Raw genomic sequence first — 14,477 nt, 5'->3', positions numbered from 1 at the left:
CGTGAGCCTCGACGCTGTGGTGCGGGAGTTGCTGGTCCGCTGTCTGGAGTCGTGGGCTCCCGGGGCCCTGCACGCCAAGCGCGCCACGGTGGCGTGCGCCGCGCCCGCCGAGGCGGAGGCCGTCGTGCGCGCCCTCGCCGACCTCGGTCCCCGCGGCCGCCGCCTGTCCCTCGTGCTCTTTTCGGGGGAACGCCACGACGCGGGCGACCTGCAGGTGTTCACCGTCAGCGGCGCGGTGGAGACCTACCTGCCGGCCGCGCTGACGGCCGCCGGCGCGGCGGGTGCGCCGGTGTTCGCGTTCCTCGACGGGGCGCCGGTGCACGCCGTGCTGCGGGCCGTCGCGTCGGGGCGACCGAGCGAGCTGATGTTCACGGCCGGGGCGGGGGACTGGGCGGCGCAGCGCGACGCGTTGCGTGGCACCGGCTTCGCGCTGACGGCCGGCGTGGAGCTCGTCGACGCCGCCGGCGCCGCGCGGCTGGTGGGCTTCGGGACGGGGCACCTCAAGCGGCTGGAGGCGTTCAAGGCGGAACTGTGGGCCGTGGACGAGTACGCGGGGGTGCGCTACCGCGATCCGGGCGATCCGGACGGGCACCTGCTCGACATCTCGCTGCGCCCGCACCCCGGCCCGCTGCGCCGCGAACTGCTCGCCCACCTGCGCACCGTCGAGTGGCGAACGGTGGCGGAGCTGAAGCAGTTCGCGCTCACCGAGACCGTGTACCGGGCGGAGGACTGCGCGGCTGCGCTGACCACGCTGCTGGCGAGCGGCGCGGTCGAACGAACGCCGGAGCGGGGCCGGCTCGCGGGCGACGTGCTGATCAGAGCGTCCTGACCACTTCGCGGATCGCGGCGAAAAGGGCCTCGGCGGCGGGCGAACCGCTCCGCTTGCCCGTGATGAGACCGTCGAGACGCCTGGCTCCGGCTCCCGTGAGCCTGGTTGCCCGTATCCCCGAAAGGTCCTCATTCATCAGCGCGAGCGCCGGGACGACCGCGGCGCCCAGCCCCGCGCGGACCAGCGTCAACGTCGTCGGGTAGTCGACGCACACGTGCGCCACCCGGGCGCTCCACCCGAGCCGCTCCAGGGCCTGCCCGCTGGCCGTCCCGGGCGGTCCGGCGATCCACGGGCGGTCGGCGAGGTCGGCGTGCCCGGTCGGCTCGGGCCAGCTCGCGGGGACCGCGATCCGGTACGGGTCGGTGTGCAGCGGCAGCACGGTGATCTGGCGGTGGCGGCCGAGCCCGAGGCCGGCGTCGCGTTCCATGATGACGACGTCGACCTCGCCGTGGCGCAGCCGCCGGAGAGCCGAGTCGCCCTCGCCCTCGACGATGCGGACCGCGACCTCCGGGTGGGTCTCACCGAGCGTGCGCATGGCGGGGACGAGCAGATTGCGGATCACCGTCGGGAACGCCGCCACGGTCACGCCGCCGGCGGCCCGCCCGTCCAGTGCGGCGAGGTCGCGTTCGGCGCCGGCCAGTTCGTCGTCGATCGCCTCCGCCCTGGCGGCGAGCACCCGGCCGGCCGCGGTCAGCGCCGTCCCCCGCGCCGAACGGTCCACCAACGGCCGGCCGACGAGCCGTTCGAGGTGCGCCAGCTGCTGCGAGACGGCCGAGGGTGTGACGTGCAACGCGGCCGCCGCGCCGGAGAGGCTGCCGCAGCGCGCGATGGCCGCCAGCACGCTCAGCTTCCGGGGATCCAGGGCGACGACGGTAGTCCTCCTAAAGCATTGCTTGAGGGATTGCCGCTACCACGTTAGCGCCGCTACGTGCGACGGTCTGACGCATGGGTCGTTTCGTCGAGCTGAACCACGTCGTCTCCGACGGCCAGGTCACCTATCCCGGGCTGCCGGCCCCCGCCATCAGCGATCACCTGAGCCGCGCGGACTCGCCGGCGGTCTACGGGCCGGGGACCGAGTTCCACATCGGGCGCATCGAGATGGTGGCCAACACCGGCACCTACCTCGACACGCCCGCGCACCGGTACGCCGCCGGCCCCGATCTCTCCGGTGTGCCGCTGGAGTCCTGCGCCGACCTGGCCGGGTACCGGGCGTCGTTCGCCTCCCGCGCGATCACCGATGACTCCCTCGCCGAGGCGTTCGGCGACGCCGACCTCGCAGGTGCCGCCGTGCTGCTGCACACCGGCTGGGACCGGCACTTCGGGACGGCCGCGTACGGCGACTCCGCCGCGCCGTTCCTGGCCGCGTCCGGGGTGGAGTGGCTCGTGGCGCGCCGTCCCGCCCTGGTCGGCATCGACTCCGTGAACATCGACTGCTTCAGCGAGGGACCCGCCCGCCCCGCGCACACCGGACTGCTCGCCGCGGGGATCCTCATCGTGGAGCACCTCACCGGGCTGGACGCCCTGCCGGCGAACGGGTTCCGCTTCTTCGCCACGCCGGTGCGGGTGGCGGGGCTGGGGACGTTCCCGGTGCGCGCGTTCGCGATCGTGACGTGATCGAGGACTTCTAACGTTGTTAGGATCGCTGCGCCGTGAACCCGCCGGAAGCGAGGTGACAACGATGCCGACCAGCACCAGACGGGCCCGCGAACGCGCGAGCACCCGCGCACGAATCGTCGAGGCCGCGTTGCACATCCTCGAAAACGAGGGTGTCACCGCGTTGACGGTCCGGCGCATCGCCACCGACGTCGAATACTCCGCACCCGTCGTCTACCAGCACTTCGCCAACAAGGACGCGCTCGTGCTGGAACTCGTCGCGCACGGCCACCGCCTGATGCTGGCCGAGCTCCAGCAGGCCCCCGAGGAGCCCGACATCGACCGGCGCATGATGCGGCTCGCGTCCGAGTACGTGCGGTTCGCCGGCGACCACCCGCATCTGTATCAGATCATGAACGGCGATGCCGTCGACGCGGACGAGCGGCTGCGCGCGGCGGCCCCCACCGTCGGCGTTCTGAAGGAACTGCTCACCACGTGGTCGGAGGCCCACGACGTGGTTCTGGCCGATTTCGGCGAGGCCTGCGACATCGTCTGGGGCACCCTGTACGGCATAGCGTCACTCGGCCGCATCGGCACTGTCGGCAACGAGCGTGCCCGGCGGCTCGCCCAGCAGGCGCTGGACGCGCTGCTTCGCGGCTGGCGGACCGACCCGCCGGGCGACGCGTAGGCATCAGTTGCCGGTCGGGGTCCAGTCCGCGGGCAGACCGGAATCGCTGAGGATTTCACCCCGGTTGTAGTAGTCGCTACTCGACCGGATCAGGTCTCCGCGCAGCCGCAGCACGGTCACCGTCGGCACCGCGAACGGACGGGGCGCACCGACGATGTGGCCGGTGAACACCCCCTCGACCACCACCCCGTCGCTCCCGCGGAAGCCACCGGTCACCTCGAACCCGAGATTCCCGACGAGCTGATGGGAACCGGTCTCCCATTCCACAACCCCCTCCCGGCCGTGGAACACCAGGTTCAGGGCGCGGTCCGTGTAGACCGCGTCCCTGGTGTAGAGCCGCGCCAGATCGCGGGTGTCGGTGGTCATCCACGCGGCGGCCCACCGCCGCCCGATCGCCGGCACCCGGTCCGTCTCGTGCTTCTGTGCATCCACGACCTGCTGCGCGGGCCGTTCCCCGGGCGACGCCGCGGAGGAGGCCGCGGGCCCGGCAACGACGATGCCTGCGATCAGGGCCGCTGCGGCCACCATGCCGGCGAGGCCGGGAACGAAGGTACGCGTACGCATGTCAGTCTCCTTGGCTCGAGTCGGTGCGGCAGCGGTCCGCGCCGCATACTCCTAACGTTGTTAGATATTCTAACGGCGTTAGGATAGGCAGCGCCGGAGAGCGCCGTCAAGGACGGAGACAGGGTTCGATGAGCAGGTGGAGCGTGGGCGTCAGGGCGTGAGGCGCCAGACGGTGGTGGCCTTGACCTCGGCGTCCTCGAGCGCGAGCGTCGTCGGCACCGGGTACTCCGCCACGGCCGTGAACCGCTCGCGCGGCAGGTAGGCGCGGCCGGGGTCGCCGACCAGCACCAGCGACCCGCGGGCCGCCGCGCGGTCCAGGAACGCCAGCATCCGCCGCGCCATCTCCCGGCTGTAGAAGACGTCGCCGGCCGTCACCACGTCCGCGGCGAGCGTGGTGTCGTCGAGCACGTCGCCCAGCAGGGCCTCGACGGAGACGCCGTTGCTCATGGCGTTCACCCGGAGGATCTCGACAGCGGTGGGGTCGATCTCGGTGGCGACGACCCGGGCCGCACCGGCACGCGCGGCGGCGATGGCCACGATGCCGCCACCGGCGGCGAGGTCGAGCACGCTGCGACCGGCCACCAGGTCGGCGTGGTCGAGCAGGTAGCGTGCCACCGCCTGCCCGCCCGCCCACGCGAACGCCCAGAACGGCGGCGCCAGCCGCGCCCCGCCCGCGGCCTCCTCGGTGCGCTCCCAGAGCGCGATGGCGTCGTCGGCCTGGTGCAGCGCGATCTCCGGAACGTACGACGCCGGCAGCGACCGGGTGTGCTCCAGAAAGCTGCTCACGACGCCCGAGTCTTCACCACTCGAACGTGTCGCCGCGCACCGCCCCGCCCGGCACGATGCCGGCGTCGGTGTACTTCCAGGTGGCGATCACCCGGTACTTGCCGCCCTTCGGCAGGTCCACGGCGAACGGCCCACAGCTCTGCTCCGGCGCGGTCTCCGTGTACTTCAGCCCGGCGCAGGTGAACGGCCCACCGACGACCTGGTCCGTGGCGGTGTTCTGCACGGCGATGCTGACGTCGGTCTGCGCGCCCGGTGCCGCCTTCAACGTCGCCAGGATGCGCACGGACGGGCCCGTGGCGTTGCAGGTCTTGCCGAGCACGGGATGCATCAGCGCCCACCTGAAGTCGGCGCAGCGCCACGGCCCGTAGCCCTCGGGGGTGCCGCCGGCCGGGGCGGCCATGCGCGGCGGCGGCCCGGACGACGGAACGCCCGACGTGGCGGCCGCGGGGCCGGCGGCGGCCACGCCGGAGTCGTCGACGACGGGTACGCCCGCGCCACCCGCGCCGGACTCCGCTTCGGTGGGCGGGGGAGCCGTCGCGGCGGCCGCGGTGTCGGCGTTGTGGCCGGTGCCGCCGTGCCGGGTGACGAGGTAGCCGCCGGCGGCGATCACCATCAGCAGCACCACGGCCGTGGTGGCGGCGATGGCCGACCGCTTCCAGCGACGGCGCCGCTGCTGCGGCACGGGTGGTGCGCTCTCCTGCGCGGACGGCTCGTCGGCGGGCAGGTACGTGCCGCGCGGGCGGGGCGGCGAGGCCGGCAGGCCGGTGCTCTCGTCCGCGAGGGAGGCGAGCGTGTCGACCAGCGCCGCGGCGTCGGGGCGGCGCTGCGTGTTGCGGTCCAGGCAGGACTCGATCAGCGCCCAGAACCGCACCGGGATGCCGGTGACCGGCTTCGGGGCGGCGCGGGTGTGCCGGAGCAGGATCACGGTGTCGCACTCGTCGTCGAACGGCGGCCGCCCGACGAGGAGTTCGTAGAGCAGGATCCCGAGCGCGTACACGTCGGCGGCCTCGGTGGCGGGCCGGCCCTCGATGACCTCGGGGGCCATGTAGTTGGGCGTGCCGAGCACGGCGCCGGTGGTGGTGAGGTTGTTGGAGCTGCCCGGCAGGCGGGCGATGCCGAAGTCGGTGAGCCGGGCCTGGATCGAGCCGTCCATCAGCGGCGCGAGCAGGATGTTGTCCGGCTTGAGGTCGCGGTGCACGATGCCGTGCGCGTGGGCGGCGGCCAGCGCCGAGGCGACCTGTCCGAGCAGGCGCGCGGCCTCCGCCGGGGGCAGGGTTCTTCTTTCCCGGAGGAACTCCCGCAGTGTGCCGCCGGTCACCAGGTCGAGCACCAGGGCCGGCGCACCGTCGTTCGTGGTGAGCAGGTCGTGCACGGCGACGAGGTTGGGGTGGCGCAGCTTGAGCAGGATCGTGCGCTCCTGCAGGAACCGGGCCAGCGCCTTCGGCGCGCTCACCTGATCCGCGTGCAGGATCTTGATCGCGTACTCGCGGCCCGTGGTGTGCGCGCGAGCGCGCCAGACCGTGCCGTTCGCGCCCCGGCCGAGTTCCTCGATCAGGGTGTACTTGCGGGTGACGACCGTGCCGTCGGGGCCCAGCACCTGAGGGCTGAGCGTGCGCTGACGCTGCACCGGAATGGACCTCCGCGCGGTTATCGCCGGTTACGAGCAGTGGCAATGTATCGACCATCGGTGAGGTGAGCCCGCTGCAAGCGCAGTTTTGTGCGGCTCCTCCGACCGTCGTCCTCCGGTTCTGTAACGTCCGGCCCGTAACCGGGTGACGGCGTGTTGCGTTCGCTGACGCTTACCTATTTGTCGGATTTAGCCCACAGTATGCGTTTGGTTGCTTAGAGTGCAACTATGCGTACCCGAGACATCACTCGAGCGATCTTCACGGTGGCGCTGGTCGTGGCCAGCGCCTTCACCCTGGCGGCACCCGCGTCAGCGGACGACCGCACCGAAGCGGCGCCCTTCGACAGCCGCCGGCCGTTCCTGATCCGCAACGTGATGACGGGTATGTGCGTCGACCTGCCCGGCACCGGCAACGGTCGCGAGGGCGGGCCGGTCAGCCAGTACGACTGCCGGCCGGGCAGCGGGGACAACCAGCAGTTCTGGCTCCTGAGCGTCAACGACCGCAGCGACGAGTTCGCCATCATGAACGACCGCGACGGGCTGTGCCTCGACGTGCCGGGCGGCGGCGAGGTCGACGAGGGAACGCCGGTCTCCGAGTACCGCTGCATCCTGGGCGACCGGGACAACCAGATGTTCACGGCGGTGGGCAACCGGTCGCGGTTCATGCTGCGGCACGTGCAGACCGACCTGTGCCTCGACGTCGACGGCGTGAACGGCGCCGGCGGGCGCGACGCCAGGCTGACGCTCTGGCCCTGCGACCGTCGCGACGACCACTACTGGACGACGTCCACGCGATAGAAGCTCCCCTTCAGGCGCCCCCGGATCCACGGACGGATCCGGGGGCGTCGCCCTATTTCTGGAGCAGGTGTTTCTGCAGCTTGCCCATGCCGTTGCGGGGCAACGACTCGACGAACACCACCCGGCGGGGTCGCTTGTGGACGGACAGGCTCGTCGCGACGTGTTCGATCAGGGCGCGTTCGGCCACGCCGTCGGCCACCACGTAGGCGACCACCTGCTCGCCCAGGTCCGCGTGCGGCGCGCCGACCACCGCCGCCTCGCGCACCGCCGGATGGGTGAGCAGCGCGTCCTCCACCTCGCCCGCGCCGATCCGGAAGCCGCCGCTCTTGATCAGGTCGGTGCGGATCCGGCCGAGGATGCGGTGCCAGCCGTCCGCGTCGATCTCCGCCGCGTCGCCGGTGCGGAACCAGCCGTCCGGGGTGTGCGCGTTCGCCGTCTCCTCGGGGCGGCCGACGTAGCCGCTGAAGAGCGTGGCGCCGCGGATCTCCAGTTCGCCCTCGGGGCTGCGCCTCGTCTCGACGCCGCGGATCGGCGTGCCGACATGTCCCGGCCGGCGCGGGCCGTCCGCGCGGGCGCTCACCGTGATCATCGTTTCGGTCATGCCGTACCGCTCGACCGGCGCGTGCCCGCTGCGCGCCCGCAGTGCCGCGAAGACCGGTGTCGGCAGCGCCGCCGACCCGGAGACGAGCAGGCGCGCCGGGCGCAGGGCCCGCGACACCCCCGGGTCCGCCGCGATTCTCGACCAGATCGTGGGAACGCCGAAGTAGAGCGACCCGCCCGCGGCCGCGTACGCGGCGGGCACCGGCCGTCCCGTGTGGACCAGCCGGCAGCCGGTGCGCAGCGCGCCGAGCACGCCGAGGCCGAGCCCGTGCACGTGGTACAGCGGTAGGCCGTGAACGAGCGTGTCGTCGGCGTTCCACTGCCAGGCCTCGGCGAGCCCGTCGAGCCCGGCGGCGATCGCGGCGCGCGACAGGGCGACACCCTTCGGCGGTCCGGTCGTGCCGCTCGTGTAGAGGATCAGCGCGGGATCCCGCTGCACGGCGGGCGCCTCGGGCCCGGTGGCGTCGAGGTCGACGGTCTCCTCGGACAGCACGATCTCCGCGCCGCTGTCGCGCAGGATGTGCTCGCGTTCCAGCGGCCCGGAGTCCGGCGGCACCGGCACGACCGGAACGCCCGCGTGCAGCCCGGCGAGCACCCCCACCACGGTCTCCAGGGACGGCGTGGCGTGCACGGCGACCGCCCTCGCCCCGCCGAGGCGGGTGGCGAGCCGCGCGGCGGCGGTGTGCAGGTCGCCGGAGAGGCGGGTCCGGCCGGCGATGCTGATCGGCGCCTCAACCGCTGCGAACATCGACATCCGCTCATTGTGCTTCATCTATTTTCCTTGGAACGTGGCCCGATACGCGGTGGGTGCCACCCCGACAACCCGCCCGAAGTGGTGCCGCAGCGTCACCGGCGACCCGAACCCGACCTCCGCCGCCACCCGGTCGATCGGCAGGTCGGTGGTCTCCAGCAGTTGCCGCGCCCGGTCGATCCGCGCGCGCAGCAGCCACTGCAGCGGGCTGCTCCCGACCTGGTCGGCGAAGCGCCGCTGGAGGCTGCGCACGCTCATCCCGCCGGCGGCGGCCATGCTCGCCAGGGTCAGCGGCTCGCCGAGCCGGGCGCGGAGCCGGTCGAGCAGCGGCGCGATGGCCGTCGCGTCGGCGGGCGGCGTGTAGGCGACGTACTGGGCCTGCCCGCCGTCGCGGTGCAGCGGCATCACGACGGTGCGGGCGGTCTCCGCCGCGACGGCCGCCCCGTGGTCGCGCCCCACCAGGTACAGGCAGAGGTCCAGGCCGGCGGCCACCCCGGCCGAGGTGAGCAGGCTGCCGTTGTCGAGGTAGAGCGCGTCGGCGGCGACCTCCACGCGCGGGTGCCGTTCCTTCAGGAGGGCGGCGTACTGCCAGTGGGTCGTGGCGCGCAGCCCGTCGAGGAGCCCGGCGGCCGCGAGCGCGAACGCCCCCGTGCAGATCGACGCGACGGTCGCCCGCCGGGCGGTCCTTCTGAGCGCGTCGAGCGCCGCCGGCGGCTCCGGGATGCGCAGGTCGTAGCCGGGCACGACGACCAGGTCCGCATCGTCCAACCCGTCCAGCCCGAACGGCGCCCGGAACGTCAGCCCGCCGTAGCGCCGCGTGGTGCTGCCCGCCCCGGGTGCGGCACAGACCCGCACCTCGTACCGGCGAACCCGATCCGAGGCGGCCCCGAACACCACGCACGGCACCATCAGATCGAACCCGACCACTCCCGGCAGGGCGAGCACGGCGACGACACGCATGTCGCGAACTTAGCGGAGATAGTCTTTCTGGCCACTCGTATGTTGCTTTCGGTCGCCGCAGGATCCTTCGCATGACGCCTTCCACACCCCTTGCCGACGCCGCTTTGCGATATGCCAGGGAGACCCAACCCGACTGGCTCACCCACCACTGCCTGCGCGCCTACCTCTTCGGGCGGGCCGTCGGGGAGGCCGGCGGCGAGGAGTTCGACGACGAACTGCTCTTCGTCGCCGCCCTGCTGCACGACCTCGGGCTCACCGACGCCGCCGACACCGGGCAGCGGTTCGAGGTCGACGGGGCCGACGCGGCGGCCGCCTTCCTGGAGTCGGCCGGGATGGCCGCGTCACGCGTCGGCGTGGTGTGGGAGGCGATCGCCCTGCACACCTCGCTGGGACTGACCAAGCGCAGCCCGGCCGAGGTGCGCCTGATGCAGGCCGGAACGATGCTCGACGTCGCCGGGCCGGCCGCGAAGGTGCCGCCCGAGGCGCTCGCCGCCCTGCCGCGCGGCGACGTGGCGCAGCGGCTCATGGACGTGATCGTGGCGCAGGCGCTCCGCGATCCGCGCAAGGCCCGGCCGACGACGTTCGCCGGCGAACTCCTGCGCCAGCGGCACCCGGAGGCGGCCGGCCCCACCTTCGCCGAACTCGTCTGGAAGTAGGGCAACCGATCCCCGGGCCCGCGTTCGCCTATATGGCATGGGTCGCGCCGAGGAGGAGTTCACCGCGTACTTCGCCGTGCGGCGGGCGTTCCGCTTCGCGGACGGGGTGTGGGCGTCGGTCGAGGCGCCTACCGGGAAGATCGCGCTGGCCCGACGGCTCAGATCTCCGCGGGGAGTGCGGGCATCAGCCGGCCGAGCAGCGCGTGCAACTGACGCACGGCCTTGCCGCCCAGGTGGTAACCCTCGACGCTCACCCCGAACGAACGGATCAGCCGCACCTCCAGCACCACCGGAGCCTCCCCGATCGGATCGTCGGCATTGGCAACGAGTTGCATCGCGATTTCCACATCTCCCAGGAAGACCGAATCGATGCGATGGACCGCGCCGCGATGGCATGAGTCGGGCCGGTCGACGGCGCACTGCGTCGGGTCACACCAGGCGTGATGCGCGATGACGTCAGACATGAGGGCACACTCCTCAGACCCGTCCTGTCGGTGAGGACGAGCCGATCGAATTCGGAAAGAAACTGAACGGAGCGCGAACTACGTTTCGGCGAACCCGTTGAAACGTGAATCCGCCGAGACACCTCGACTTGCCAGGCCGGGCCGCCGAAGCGGAAGGGAATTCGACCGCGCCAAGACGGAATGAGCGGCAGCTCGTGATGAGCACGGCTCCCGCTCGTTGCAACCGAGACAGCGGCCGTCCACCCCGGCGGCGACATGGCGGTCGATCTCGGCCTGGGCGCGTTCGATGACCGCCCACACCGATGCGGTGAGATACGTCGCCGTCATCGCTACCCCACCAATTCGCCGACCGCTGCACTTCCTCGATCGTGCTCAATCTTTCACCCTGCGTGAAGGTGCGTGGCGGGTCAGTTTGGTGTGTCTACATTGGACAGTGACCCAGGATGGGTCAGTCCTGCACGTCCAGGAAGTCGGCCAACTCCCGCAGCGGCGTGGGGATCGTCCGGGCCCGCCCTCGAAGCAATTGGCCGGTGAGGCTGCGGGCGTACCGTTGATGGCGCAACCAACCCGGGACCGTCGAGTGCAGGCCGAGCAGGATGGCCAGGGCCTCTTCACGCTGCCGTCGCTCCAAGTGAGCCGCAGCGACGTCAAGCAGGAAGCGCTGGTGGGTCACCCGGGGCGTGGCGTCGTCCGGAACTTCCCGGGCATGGCGCAGCGCCTGGTCGACGTCACCAGCCACCACCGCCAACTCGACCTGCCGCATCGTTACCACCGACGGCGACAGTCCGGTCCAGTGGGCCACGTGCGGTGACCGGTACCTGGCGGTGATGTATGCCGCCGCGCGGGCCCGTCGGAGCGCCTCGTCGGCGACGTCGACCCGGTTGTTGCGAGTGGCAGCAGCTGCGGCGCCGAGGTTCAGCCAACCCCACACCGCGACGTGCCAGAGTGGCGAGCGGGTGAAGCTCGGCTCGATCGCCTCTGCGCTGTTCAGGGCGGCTCGCTCTGCGTCGTCGAAGCGGCCCTGCCGGGTCAGCAGCCAGTTTTCCGAACAGACTGCCGAGGCCACCAGGACATCGTCGTTGATCTCTCGGCCGGCATCGATCGCCAGTCCGAGGGCGTGGTACGCGAGATCGTCCCGGCGGATTTGAATGAGGATCATCCCCGCGGTCAGGTAGGTCTGGGACAGCTGTCGCCACATCTCGTCCCGCTCAGTTGCCGGGGGATCCATGGTGGCCAGGCGGGCATGCTCGATGGCGCTCGGCAACGCCGCCACCGCAGCGGCGTAGTTCGAGTCTCTGAACAGACCGTTGATCTCGCGTACCGAGTCGCGGAGCGTGTCGAGGGTCGGAGTTTGCTCGACGTCGGCGAGCGTCACGGCCGGTTGGCTGCCCAGACTGCGCGCCGGTTGAAGGCTGCGGCGAATGGCATACAGCTCTCCGTCGTCGTCCGCTGGCGGGCGCTCGAATTGGGGCGTCGGCTGGAACAGCTCGACCGTTGTCACGTCGAGCGCGCCGGCGAGCTTGCGCAGAGTCGCCAGGGACGCCGAGTCGCGGTCGTTGCGCTCCAGCTTGCGGATCACGCTCAACGACACGGCGGAGCGCTCGGCGAGCTGCTCCTGGGTGAGACCTCGGCGGCGGCGAATCACTCCGAGGGCCTCGCCGATCGGACGTCCGGAAGGTGCCATCGTCATCACCCCAGGGGAGTGCTGGCGCGGACCGAACAATTTCCGACCGACAGGTCCGCCGTAATTCTCGAGCCTACGCCGATGCTGCCGTCGATGCGGTTTCCTGGTCTACACAAATAGTGGGGACATCTGCACCTCATCGCCCGCTTATAACCTGTGTACGGCCCCAATACTTGCGGACACCGACGCGGCAGCACACTAGTGGACCGAGAAGCCGCCGTCGACGGAGATCAACTGGCCGGTCACGTACTCCGAACCGGGGCCGGCCAGCCAGACCGCCACTCCCGCGAAGTCCGCCGGGACGCCGTTCCGGCCGATCATCGTGCGCTCCGCCAATGCCCGGCTGCGCACCGGATCGCTCGCGACGAAGTCGGTCAGCGGCGTGTGCACGAACCCGGGCGCGACGGCGTTCGAGGTGACGCCGCGCGCGGACCACGCCTCCGCCTGCGAGCGGCTGAGCCCGGCCAGCCCGGCCTTGGAGACGCCGTACGCGCCGCTGTTGCCGAACGCCCGGGTCGCCTGCTGGGAGACGATGTTGATGATGCGGCCCCAGCCGCGTTCGGCCATCCGGGGTCCGAAGTGCTGCCCGAGCAGGAACGGCGCCGTCAGGTTCACCTCGATCGTGGTGTCCCACTGCTCGATGGTCAGCTCGTCCATCGGCGGGCGCAGGTTCACGGCCGCGGCGTTGATCAGGATGTCCACGTCGCCGACGGCTTCCGCGGCCCGCAGCAGTGCGGAGCGGTCGCCGACGTCGGCGGGCACGTACGTCGCGCCCATCTCCGAAGCGGCTTCCCGGAGCGGGCCCTCGCCGCGGGCCATCAGCACCACCCGGGCTCCCGCACCCGCCAGCGCGGCGGCCATCGCCCGGCCGATCCCCGAGCTGCCGCCCGTCACGAGGGCGGTGCGCCCGGACAAGTCAAAGAGCATGTGGATCAGTTTTCAGCTCTGCGCGTACCGGCGAGAGGCGGCCGACCGTAACGTTCCCGAGCTAGCGTCGAGCGGTGACAGTAACGCCTGACCAGGCTCCGTCCGCCCTGCCCGTCGCGCCGGCAGACCTGCCGCGCACCGCCGGTGAGCTGCGTTCCAGTGGTCATCGGTACCGCACCGTCAAGCAGGAGCTCCGCGAAAACCTGCTGGCCCGCATCCGTTCGGGCGAGGAGCGCTTCCCCGGCGTCGTCGGCTACGAGGACACCGTTCTGCCCGAGCTGGAGCGTGCCCTGCTGGCCGGCCACGACCTCGTGCTCCTGGGTGAGCGCGGGCAGGGCAAGACCCGCGTGATCCGTTCGCTCGTGTCCCTGCTCGACGAGTGGACCCCGGTGATCGCCGGCTCCGAGCTGAACGAGCACCCGTTCCACCCCGTGAGCCCCGCGTCGCGGCGTGCCGCCGAAGAGGCCGGTGACGACCTGAAGATCGCCTGGCTGCACCGTTCGATGAGATATGGGGAGAAGCTCGCCACCCCCGACACGAGCGTCGGCGACCTCATCGGGGACGTCGACCCGATCCGGGTGGCCCAGGGCCGCACGCTCGGCGACCCGGAGACCATCCACTTCGGCCTGGTGCCGCGCACCAACCGCGGCATCTTCGCCGTCAACGAGCTGCCCGACCTGGCCGAACGCATCCAGGTGGCGCTGCTCAACGTGCTCGAGGAGCGCGACATCCAGGTGCGCGGCTACCAGCTGCGGATCCCGCTGGACGTGCTGCTCGTGGCGAGCGCCAACCCGGAGGACTACACCAACCGCGGCCGGATCATCACACCGCTGAAGGACCGCTTCGGCGCGGAGATCCGCACGCACTACCCGCTGGACCTGGAGCTGGAGACGGAGCTGATCCGTCAGGAGGCGCAGCTGCACGCCGAGGTGCCGGAGCACCTGGTCGAGGTGATCGCCCGGTTCACCCGCGCCGTGCGTGAGTCGCCGGCGGTGGACAGCCGCTCGGGCGTGTCGGCCCGCTTCGCCATCGCGGGGGCGGAGACCGTGTCGGCGTCCGCGCTCCGACGTTCCGCCCTTCTTGGGGAACCGGACGCCGTGGCGCGCATCTGCGACACGATCACGGTCACCAGCACCCTGCGGGGCAAGGTGGAGTTCGAGAGCGGCGAGGAGGGGCGTGAGGTCGAGATCCTGGCGCACCTGCTGCGCACGGCGACGGCGGAGACGTTCCGGGCGCGGCTGAGTGGGCTGGACCTGTCCGGCTTCACCGGCATCGTCTCCGAGGGCGGCGTCATCGAGACGGGCGAACTGGTCCCCGCCGAGGAGGTGCTGCGCCAGGTCGGCCGCGTTCCGGGGCTGGCGAAGGTGCTCGAACGGCTCGGCTTCGGCGACGCGCCGACGCGTGCGCAGGCGGCGTCGGCGGTGGAGTTCGCGCTCGAGGGGCTGCACCTGACCCGCCGGCTCTCCAAGGACCTCACCGAAGGTGGGCGCACCGTGTACGGAAGCAAATAATGAGCACGGATCGGGGCGGCGCGGCGCCGCCTGGACCGA

15 protein-coding genes are annotated in these 14,477 nt (G+C 71.8%); 6 read left to right on the top strand and 9 right to left on the bottom strand.

Translation table 11 applies throughout. From position 1 onward, the window contains the following. Position 1 precedes the first annotated feature (1 nt). On the top strand, positions 2–829 hold the full coding sequence (locus Val02_RS34175; protein ID WP_239153551.1) for a hypothetical protein: 828 nt from the start codon (positions 2–4) through the stop codon (positions 827–829). On the opposite strand, the gene Val02_RS34170 is transcribed toward Val02_RS34175, so the two are convergent. After that, a complete protein-coding gene (locus Val02_RS34170) occupies positions 816–1,670 on the bottom strand; it encodes a LysR family transcriptional regulator (protein ID WP_203903421.1) in 855 nt (284 codons plus the stop codon). The two genes, Val02_RS34175 and Val02_RS34170, sit on opposite strands and share 14 nt — an antisense overlap. Positions 1,671–1,774: 104 nt before the next feature. Here Val02_RS34170 and Val02_RS34165 point away from each other — a divergent pair, with 104 nt between their 5' ends. Continuing rightward, positions 1,775–2,443, top strand: coding sequence for a cyclase family protein (locus Val02_RS34165; protein WP_203903420.1), 669 nt, complete (start codon positions 1,775–1,777; stop codon positions 2,441–2,443). 64 nt (positions 2,444–2,507) lie between these two features. Next, positions 2,508–3,110 carry a TetR/AcrR family transcriptional regulator gene (locus tag Val02_RS34160; protein WP_203903419.1) on the top strand — a complete coding sequence of 201 codons (603 nt, stop codon included), beginning with the start codon at positions 2,508–2,510 and terminating at the stop codon, positions 3,108–3,110. 3 nt (positions 3,111–3,113) lie between these two features. Here the strand turns inward: Val02_RS34160 and Val02_RS34155 are convergent, their stop codons facing one another. The 3 genes from Val02_RS34155 to Val02_RS34145 form a co-directional block, all read right to left on the bottom strand. Beyond that, positions 3,114–3,674 (bottom strand): nuclear transport factor 2 family protein, encoded by a 561-nt coding sequence (locus Val02_RS34155; RefSeq protein ID WP_203903418.1) that lies wholly within the window; start codon positions 3,672–3,674, stop codon positions 3,114–3,116. A 150-nt stretch (positions 3,675–3,824) separates the two neighbouring features. Beyond that, complete coding sequence (locus Val02_RS34150) at positions 3,825–4,460, bottom strand: class I SAM-dependent methyltransferase (protein ID WP_203903417.1); 636 nt, start codon at positions 4,458–4,460, stop codon at positions 3,825–3,827. 13 nt (positions 4,461–4,473) lie between these two features. Then, positions 4,474–6,087, bottom strand: coding sequence for a serine/threonine-protein kinase (locus Val02_RS34145; RefSeq protein ID WP_203903416.1), 1,614 nt, complete (start codon positions 6,085–6,087; stop codon positions 4,474–4,476). 228 nt (positions 6,088–6,315) lie between these two features. On the opposite strand from Val02_RS34145, the gene Val02_RS34140 reads away from it, so the two are divergent. Further along, positions 6,316–6,885 (top strand): RICIN domain-containing protein, encoded by a 570-nt coding sequence (locus tag Val02_RS34140; protein WP_203903415.1) that lies wholly within the window; start codon positions 6,316–6,318, stop codon positions 6,883–6,885. 52 nt (positions 6,886–6,937) lie between these two features. Here Val02_RS34140 and Val02_RS34135 read toward each other — a convergent pair whose 3' ends face one another. Beyond that, positions 6,938–8,233 carry an AMP-binding protein gene (locus Val02_RS34135; protein WP_373317991.1) on the bottom strand — a complete coding sequence of 432 codons (1,296 nt, stop codon included), beginning with the start codon at positions 8,231–8,233 and terminating at the stop codon, positions 6,938–6,940. 24 nt (positions 8,234–8,257) lie between these two features. Further along, positions 8,258–9,196, bottom strand: a complete 939-nt coding sequence (locus Val02_RS34130) for a GlxA family transcriptional regulator (RefSeq protein ID WP_203903413.1) — start codon at positions 9,194–9,196, stop codon at positions 8,258–8,260. A gap of 71 nt (positions 9,197–9,267) precedes the next feature. On the opposite strand from Val02_RS34130, the gene Val02_RS34125 reads away from it, so the two are divergent. Further along, positions 9,268–9,852, top strand: coding sequence for an HD domain-containing protein (locus Val02_RS34125; protein WP_203903412.1), 585 nt, complete (start codon positions 9,268–9,270; stop codon positions 9,850–9,852). A 158-nt stretch (positions 9,853–10,010) separates the two neighbouring features. On the opposite strand, the gene Val02_RS34120 is transcribed toward Val02_RS34125, so the two are convergent. From Val02_RS34120 to Val02_RS34110, 3 genes are all read right to left on the bottom strand, one after another. Continuing rightward, positions 10,011–10,316 carry a hypothetical protein gene (locus Val02_RS34120; RefSeq protein ID WP_203903411.1) on the bottom strand — a complete coding sequence of 102 codons (306 nt, stop codon included), beginning with the start codon at positions 10,314–10,316 and terminating at the stop codon, positions 10,011–10,013. Between the two features lie 448 nt (positions 10,317–10,764). Beyond that, complete coding sequence (locus Val02_RS34115) at positions 10,765–12,000, bottom strand: helix-turn-helix domain-containing protein (RefSeq protein ID WP_203903410.1); 1,236 nt, start codon at positions 11,998–12,000, stop codon at positions 10,765–10,767. Positions 12,001–12,198: 198 nt separating this feature from the next. Then, positions 12,199–12,927 carry an SDR family NAD(P)-dependent oxidoreductase gene (locus tag Val02_RS34110; protein WP_203903409.1) on the bottom strand — a complete coding sequence of 243 codons (729 nt, stop codon included), beginning with the start codon at positions 12,925–12,927 and terminating at the stop codon, positions 12,199–12,201. Between the two features lie 74 nt (positions 12,928–13,001). Here Val02_RS34110 and Val02_RS34105 point away from each other — a divergent pair, with 74 nt between their 5' ends. Further along, a complete protein-coding gene (locus tag Val02_RS34105) occupies positions 13,002–14,438 on the top strand; it encodes a sigma 54-interacting transcriptional regulator (RefSeq protein ID WP_203903408.1) in 1,437 nt (478 codons plus the stop codon). Positions 14,439–14,477: the final 39 nt, after the last annotated feature.

This window comes from Virgisporangium aliadipatigenens (assembly GCF_016863615.1).
In the GTDB taxonomy this organism is placed as follows: Bacteria; Actinomycetota; Actinomycetes; order Mycobacteriales; family Micromonosporaceae; genus Virgisporangium; species Virgisporangium aliadipatigenens.
This window is presented reverse-complemented; position numbering and strand designations above follow the sequence as displayed.

Excerpts from the sequence above, each read along its gene's own strand:
- Val02_RS34165 (WP_203903420.1), top strand. The coding sequence starts at position 1,775 with ATGGGTCGTTTCGTCGAGCTGAACCACGTCGTCTCCGACGGCCAGGTC.
- Val02_RS34160 (WP_203903419.1), top strand. The coding sequence starts at position 2,508 with ATGCCGACCAGCACCAGACGGGCCCGCGAACGCGCGAGCACCCGCGCA.
- Val02_RS34155 (WP_203903418.1), bottom strand. The coding sequence starts at position 3,674 with ATGCGTACGCGTACCTTCGTTCCCGGCCTCGCCGGCATGGTGGCCGCA.
- Val02_RS34140 (WP_203903415.1), top strand. The coding sequence starts at position 6,316 with ATGCGTACCCGAGACATCACTCGAGCGATCTTCACGGTGGCGCTGGTC.
- Val02_RS34135 (WP_373317991.1), bottom strand. The coding sequence starts at position 8,233 with ATGTTCGCAGCGGTTGAGGCGCCGATCAGCATCGCCGGCCGGACCCGC.
- Val02_RS34130 (WP_203903413.1), bottom strand. The coding sequence starts at position 9,196 with ATGCGTGTCGTCGCCGTGCTCGCCCTGCCGGGAGTGGTCGGGTTCGAT.
- Val02_RS34125 (WP_203903412.1), top strand. The coding sequence starts at position 9,268 with ATGACGCCTTCCACACCCCTTGCCGACGCCGCTTTGCGATATGCCAGG.
- Val02_RS34120 (WP_203903411.1), bottom strand. The coding sequence starts at position 10,316 with ATGTCTGACGTCATCGCGCATCACGCCTGGTGTGACCCGACGCAGTGC.
- Val02_RS34115 (WP_203903410.1), bottom strand. The coding sequence starts at position 12,000 with ATGGCACCTTCCGGACGTCCGATCGGCGAGGCCCTCGGAGTGATTCGC.
- Val02_RS34110 (WP_203903409.1), bottom strand. The coding sequence starts at position 12,927 with ATGCTCTTTGACTTGTCCGGGCGCACCGCCCTCGTGACGGGCGGCAGC.